3 protein-coding genes are annotated in these 7,263 nt (G+C 67.6%); 2 read left to right on the top strand and 1 reads right to left on the bottom strand.

All coding sequences use genetic code 11. From position 1 onward, the window contains the following. Positions 1-244 precede the first annotated feature (244 nt). Together ACLML9_RS26690 and ACLML9_RS26685 are read left to right on the top strand one after the other, a co-directional pair. Entirely contained in the window at positions 245-1,681 is a 1,437-nt protein-coding gene (locus tag ACLML9_RS26690; protein ID WP_411948100.1) for an FAD-binding oxidoreductase, read from the top strand. After that, entirely contained in the window at positions 1,678-2,994 is a 1,317-nt protein-coding gene (locus tag ACLML9_RS26685) for a class I SAM-dependent methyltransferase (protein ID WP_411948099.1), read from the top strand. Before ACLML9_RS26690 ends, ACLML9_RS26685 begins: the two co-directional genes overlap by 4 nt. Positions 2,995-3,002: 8 nt before the next feature. Here ACLML9_RS26685 and ACLML9_RS26680 read toward each other — a convergent pair whose 3' ends face one another. Continuing rightward, positions 3,003-6,851: a protein kinase domain-containing protein gene (locus ACLML9_RS26680; RefSeq protein WP_411948098.1), complete on the bottom strand. Its 3,849-nt coding sequence runs from the start codon at positions 6,849-6,851 to the stop codon at positions 3,003-3,005. Positions 6,852-7,263: the final 412 nt, after the last annotated feature.

Below are 7,263 nucleotides of genomic sequence, written 5' to 3'. Positions count from 1 at the left end.
GCCGTTTCGGCCTCGAAAGCGCATGAGCCGAAGGCTCGAGTCTCGAGGCCGAAACGGCGAGACACAAGGGGGCCTCAACCCCGCGCGCGCCAGCGCGCCAAAAATGCCGACAATTCAGGAATAGCGGTCAAGCCGGGTGAACAGTTCTTCGAACACGGTGCAACGGATATATGACATTTCGCCACCGACAATCCCCCCGCTGTGGCCGCTCGAGACCGAGTAGGGCTAGCGTCTAGACGTGGCAATGAGTCTGTTGGGGAAGGCCGGCCACGGTCCGGCCGCATATGAATCCGGGTTCGCTGCATATCGGGCAGGCGTTGATCGCCTGCTCGCGAGCTATCGCGCCATCCCGGACGACGCCGATGTGCGACTGGCCAAGAAGACTTCCAATCTCTTCCGCGCGCGGGCGAAGAACACGGCACCGGGGCTGGACGTCTCGGGCCTCACCCGGGTGATCGAGGTCGATCCGGATGCGAGAACGGCCGAGGTCGCGGGGATGACGACCTACGAAGAGCTGGTGGCCGCCACGCTGCCCTACGGCCTGGCGCCGCTGGTGGTGCCGCAGCTCAAGACCATCACCCTGGGTGGCGCGGTGACCGGGCTCGGGATCGAATCGACCTCCTTCCGCAACGGTCTGCCCCACGAATCGGTGCTGGAGATGGAGGTGCTGACCGGGGCCGGCGAGATCGTCACCATCGGCCCGGACGGGGCCGACGCCGAACTCTTCCGCGGTTTCCCGAACTCCTACGGCACGCTCGGCTACACCACCCGCCTGAAGATCGAGCTGGAACCGGTGCCGCCGTATGTGGAGTTGCGCCACCTGCGGTTCCACGATCTGCGGGAACTCGAGTCGGTCCTCGGGCAGGTCGTACTGGAACGCACCCACGATGGTGAGCGGGTCGACTACCTGGACGGGGTCGTGTTCAGCGCCGGGGAGAGCTACCTGACGCTGGGCCGGCAGACCGAGGAACCGGGCCCGGTCAGCGACTACACCGGAATGGATATCTACTACCGCTCCATGCAGCACGACGGCCCGGCGCCCAAACGTGACCGGCTGACCGTCCACGACTATCTCTGGCGATGGGACACCGACTGGTTCTGGTGCTCGCGCGCCTTCGGGACGCAGAACCCGAAGATCCGCCGCTTCTGGCCGAAACGCTACCGGCGCAGCAGCTTCTACTGGAAGCTGATCGCGCTGGATCACCGCTACAACATCGGTGACAAGCTGGCCGCGCGGAAAGGTGAGCCGCCGCAGGAGCGCGTGGTGCAGGACATCGAGGTCCCGGTGGAGCGCACCGCCGATTTCGTGGAGTGGTTCCTGCGCGAAATCCCCATCGAACCCATCTGGTTGTGCCCGCTGCGGCTGCGCGATTCCGGCACCCCGGACAGCGATCGCCCCTGGCCGCTGTACCCGCTGCGACCCGGTCGCACCTATGTGAATATCGGCTTCTGGTCGGCGGTTCCGAAATCGCCCGGGCAGTTGGATGGCGCGGCGAACCGTGCCATCGAGAAAACCGTCACCGAATTCGACGGACACAAATCCCTGTACTCGGACTCCTTTTACGAGCCCGAGGAATTTGCCGCCCTCTACGGCGGTGAAAGTTACAAAGCATTGAAGAAACGCTACGATCCCGGCCAGCGCCTGCTGGATCTGTACTCGAAGGCGGTGCAACGCAGATGACGACATTCAAGGATAGATCCGATGCTTTCGCGGACCTGGGGGCCCGGCTCAGCATCGCCGAGGTTGTCGAAACCTTGGTCGACGGCGATGTTCCCATCAAGCTGACCGCTTACGACGGCAGCACCACCGGCCCGGTGGATTCCGAATTCGCACTCGATATCCGCAACCCGCGCGGAATCAACTATCTCGCCAACGCGCCCGGTGACCTCGGGCTGGCCCGCGCCTACATATCCGGCGATATGGATGCGGCCGGGGTGCACCCCGGCGACCCGTACGCCATCCTCGCCGCCATGACGGACCTGAAGTTCAAACGTCCGTCGGCATTGTCGCTGGTGGCGATCGCCCGCTCGCTGGGCTGGGAGCGGCTGCGCCCGGTCCCGCCGCCCCCGCAGGAGACGCTGCCGCGCTGGCGGCGGATCGCCCTGGAGGGACTGCGGCATTCCAAGGCCCGGGATGCCGAGGTCATCCACCATCACTACGACGTCTCGAACACGTTCTACGAGTATGTCCTCGGCCCGTCGATGACATACACCTGTGCGTGCTACGGCGAGCGGGACTGGACGCTGGAGCAGGCACAGGAGAACAAGTACCGGCTGATCTTCGAGAAACTGCGGTTGAAGGAGGGCGATCGCCTTCTCGATATCGGCTGCGGATGGGGCGGCATGGTCCGGTACGCCGCCGCGCGCGGAGTCCGGGTCATCGGTGCCACGCTCTCGGCCGAGCAGGCCTCCTGGGCCCAGCGCAAGATCGCCGAGGACGGTCTCGGTGAACTGGCCGAGGTCCGCCACTCCGATTACCGCGACATCACCGAAACCGAGTTCGACGCGGTGTCCTCGATCGGACTGACCGAGCACATCGGTGTCCAGAACTACCCGTACTATTTCGGGTTCATCCAGAGCAAGCTGCGGACGGGTGGTCTGTTCCTCAACCACTGCATCACGCGGCCGGACAACACCCGCACCACCAAGGCCGGCGATTTCATCGACCGGTACGTGTTCCCCGACGGGGAACTCATCGGCTCCGGTCGCATCATCAGCGATATCCAGAACGTCGGCCTGGAAGTATTGCACGAGGAGAACCTGCGCGAACACTACGCGCTGACTCTCACCGAATGGTGCAAGAACCTGGTCGCCAACTGGGATGCCTGTGTGGCCGAGGCCGGCGAGGGCACCGCCAAGGTGTGGGGCCTGTATATGGCGGGCAGCCGGCTCGGTTTCGAACGCAATGTGGTGCAGTTGCACCAGGTACTGGGCGTGAAACTCGGACCCGGCGGGCGGCCCGAGGTGCCACTGCGGCCTTGGTGGCAGCCGTAACCGGCTGATCAGCTGAGCAGTTCGTCGAGGAAACGGATCGGGACACGGATCTCACCGAGGGTGCGGACCGTGTCCGTTCCGTCCGGCGTGGTGACCGGCAGGTCGTCGCGCACCACGCGCAAGATCTCGCGGACCGCGGGCCCGGCATCCAGTAGCGGCCGGGTCCAGCCGAGTTCGGCGCAGGTGGAGACCGCCGGTGCCAGCAGGGCGGCCGATTCGCCCACCCAGCCCGCGGTGGCCAGGCATTCGGCGAGCAGCAGCGACATATCGAGCTGGGCTCGGGGTCGCTGCTGTTCGCCGGTGCGCCCGTAGAGGGCACGGGCATGGCGGGCCGCGCGCTCATGCTCCTGCCGATCACCGGATTCGAGTAGCGCGCGGATCACGGTGACCTCGCCGGCTTCGATATTCAGCACGGTCGGCGCACCGTCGGGGCCGGGGCCGCGGTCGCGCCCGGACAATCTCGCCAGGCCGCGCGCGGTGCTGTCCGCGCCTTCCGGCCGATCGCCCGGACCCGGCCGCACTATGCCCAGCCGGATCTGCTCGGCCCGGATATGGGCGGCGAGCCGGGACAGCTGGTGATCGGCGGCGATCCGCGATCCCTCGGCCAGGCGCACCGCCGCCGCTGTGAGATCGCCGCGCAGCGCCTTCACCCGGGCGCCGGTCACGATGGTAGAGATCAGTGATTCGATCGGGCCGATCCGTGCGACCAGCTGATAGCTCTCGTCGAACAGTTCCTCGGCGGCGCTGAGGTCACCTCGCCGGTACTCCAATTCCCCGAGGAGCCCGGCGACCGCCCGCACGCCGTGTGAGCGTGGCCCGGACCGGGTCTGCGCGATGTCATAGGCCTGCCGGTAGGCGCTCAGCGCGGCCGGGATATCGAGTTGTTCGTAGGCGAGGAGTCCGCGGCCGCACCAGGCGAAGATCTCACCGAGCGGTTCGCGGGACCGCTCCTGATACGGCCGCGCCCACTCCAGCGTGGCCGCCGCGGCCGGATAGTCGAATTCACAGAGCCGGACGTAGGCGCTGATATTCGCCGCGGTCGCCACCGTCCACGCCGGGAGCTCGTCGGGATGCTTCAGTGGTTCGGCGACCTGCTCGAGCACACCGGCGGTACGGTCGTGGGAGATCTCGTCGGAGGCGGCGAGCACCGCGGCCTGGCAACGCTGGGTGCGTACATCGCTGTCGTCCTCCGGGCTCCGGGACAGCACGTTGGACAGCCGGTTGAGGGCCGAGCGCGCCGCGGTGGACTGCTGCAGGTTCACATTCGCGCGCGCCACTGCCATCAGCAGTTTCGACCGCGAAGCCACCTGCTGCACGGGCAGTTTCGAGACCGACCCGAGCAGCGTCGCCACCCGCGAGCCGTCGATCAGATCCATACCGCCGTTCTCCAGCAGGTCGAGCGCGGTTTTGAAGTCGGTGCCCGCCAGCGAATGATCCACCGCCCGGCGCAGTAGCTGGTGTTCGGCGAACCAGCGCGCGGCCCGCCGGTGCAGCGTCCTCACCCGGCCCGGCCGGGTCCGTTCCAGTCGCGCCCGCAGATATTCGGCGAACAGCGGCTGCATCCGGTACCACTCCGGATCCTCGTCGGTGCGGCGCACGAACAGTTCCCGCCGCTCGGCCTGCTCCATCAGGCGCGGGGCCTCGTCGCTATCGGTGACAGCGATGGCCAGGGACGCGTTCGCATGCTCGATCACCGCGAAATCGGACAGGAAATTCAGCATCTCCGGTTCCAAGGTGTCCAGCACGTTCTCGGCGAGGTATTCGCGGATACCGTGCCCGCCTTCGGACATACGATTCAGCAGATCCCCGGGATCCGGGTGGTCGCGCAGCGCGAGGCTGATCAGCTGGATCGCGGCGGGCCAGCCGTCGGTGGCGGCGTACACCCGGTCGAGCTGGCCGGTATCGAGGGAGAACCCGTTGCGCTGCACCAGGATCTCGCCGATCTCGGCGCGGGTCAGGCGCAGTTGCTCGGAATCTATCTGCACCAGCTCGTCGTTCATCCGCATCCGGCCCATCGGCAGGTCGGAGGGGTCCCGGCTGGTCACCACGAACCGCAGATGATGGCAGCCGCTGTCGAGTAGTGCCGACAACACCCGTAAGGCGCCCGGATCGGTGAGCCGGTGCCAGTCGTCGATGATCACGACCACCGGCTTCCCGCTGGTGTGCAGTTCGTCGATCAGGCTCGATATCGCGAACGCGACGGTATCGGCGGGTCGCTCCTCGAGCATCTGGCACAACCCGGTACCGATCTCGGGACGGATCCGGTTGACGGCCTCGATCAGATGGGCCAGGAACCAGACCTCGTTGTCGTCGCGGCTGTCGATGCCTATCCAGGCGACCGGGATATCGAGTCCGGCGAGTTCGTCGCGCCACTGGGCGGCCAGCACGCTCTTACCGAAACCGGCCGGCGCGTGGATCACGGTGAGCCGGCGGCCGACACCTTCACGCAGAATGTCCAGCAAACGCGGCCGGCGCACCGGTTCCCGGGGCGGGGTGGGCGGGCGGAACTTGGTGGCCGGACTCGGCGGCAGCGTGGCCGGTGAATGTTCCAGCGCACGGCCGGAGCTGCCGAGACGGCCCGATGCGCTGCTGTGCGGGCCCGACCCCGGCCTGGGCTTGCGCGTTCCGGGGACCCCGAACGCGCCGGGTCCGGCGTCGTCGGCGCCCTTACGCCCCGCGAGTGTCGGCGGCAGCAGCGGCCAGCTGCGCCGCGCGGTCACCGCCGGCGCCCGGTCGTGGGCGGGCGGCGCGGCATCGACCGCCGTGACCTCGGGATCCAGCAGCGCCATCTCGTCAGGAACCTGATCGTGTGCGATCTGTACCGCACGCAGCATCTCGCCGAACTCGTAGGCCGAGGCCGGCCGTTCCTCCGGTTCCTGGGCCATGGCCTGTTCGATCACCGCCGCCACATCGGCGGGAATGTCCTGCTCCCGCAGATCCGGCACCGGTTGGGTGGTGATGCGGAGGAACTGCGCGACCACCCGCTCCCCCGCCTGCCTCTCGAACGCGGCATGGCCGGTGAGCAGGGCGAAAAGGGTCGCGCCGAGCCCGTACACGTCGGAGCGGACGGTGGGGTCGGCGCCTTTGAGGACTTCGGGGGCGGTGAACGCGGGCGAACCGGTGATCTGGCTGCTCGACGTGCGGAAACCCCCCGGCATCCGGGCGATCCCGAAATCGGTGAGTTGCGGCTCACCGTAGGAGCTGAGCAGCACATTGGCCGGCTTCACATCCCGGTGCAGGATTCGCGTCCGATGCGCGCTCTCGATGGCACCGGCCAGTTTCACCCCGACCCGCAGAGTATCGGCCCAGTTCAGCGGGCCCGTCTCGTGAATGAGCCGTTCCAGCGACCCGTGCGTGGCGAACGGCATCACGATGAACGGCAGTCCGCTGGCGGTCACATCGACCTGCAGGATGTCGACGATATTCGGATGCCCGGACAGCCGGCCCATGGCGTGTTCCTCACGCAGGAACCGCTCCCGGCTCTCGGGATCGAGATCGGAGGAGAGCACCTTTACCGCGACCACGCGGTCCAGGGCCCGCTGCACACACCGGTACACGACCCCGAACCCGCCGCGACCGATCTCGTGGGCTTCGGTGAACCCCAGGGCCGCGAGTTCCTCGGCTATCCGTTCCGCTTCCTGTGGGTCGGCTTCGGTGGGGGCGGCGACTCCCATGGTGGGTTCGGGCGTCGGACTCCGCACGGCGCCGCGGTCGGCCGATTCCGCGTCGGATTCGGCATCCCACGGCACAGCGTGGTTCTCGGGGGCAGCGGAATCCACCGGACCGGCGGCATCGGGAGCGACGTAGGCGTTATTCGATTCGCGGCCCCCGGGGCCCGAACGCGTTCGTGGAGTCATCTCACCACCTCGCACTCGTAACGAATCGGCTGCGGTGGCGAATCCCGCCGCGACAACCGTTCCGGTCCTCACTTCCAACGTAGCGCGCCCGATACCCCGATGGGTGGTTTCACCCGGCTCGCGTGTCCTGTCCCGGGGTTCCGATGCGCCTCCGCCGCGCCGTCGACCGGGCTCGGCACCCGGCCGTGAACAGCGCCCTCGCGGGCCGACCCGCTGCGGCCACCTGCGCGGGAGGGGCGCAATTATCCCCAGGCATCCACAGTATTCCGATAGTGCGCGCCGGCGCGGACGGCCGGTCCGACCCGATATTCCGGATCTGTTCCGATGCGGTAACGCGGGCGCAGCCCGCAATTGCGGCCGCCCGGCTTCCGGTGGAAACAACACAACCCGCCGCACCTCGCGGTGCGGCGGG

Source organism: Nocardia sp. NPDC002869, from assembly GCF_046764065.1.
Taxonomy (GTDB): domain Bacteria; phylum Actinomycetota; class Actinomycetes; order Mycobacteriales; family Mycobacteriaceae; genus Nocardia; species Nocardia rhamnosiphila.
The sequence above is the reverse complement of the archived record's forward strand: the minus strand, read 5'-3'. Positions and strand labels throughout refer to the sequence as shown.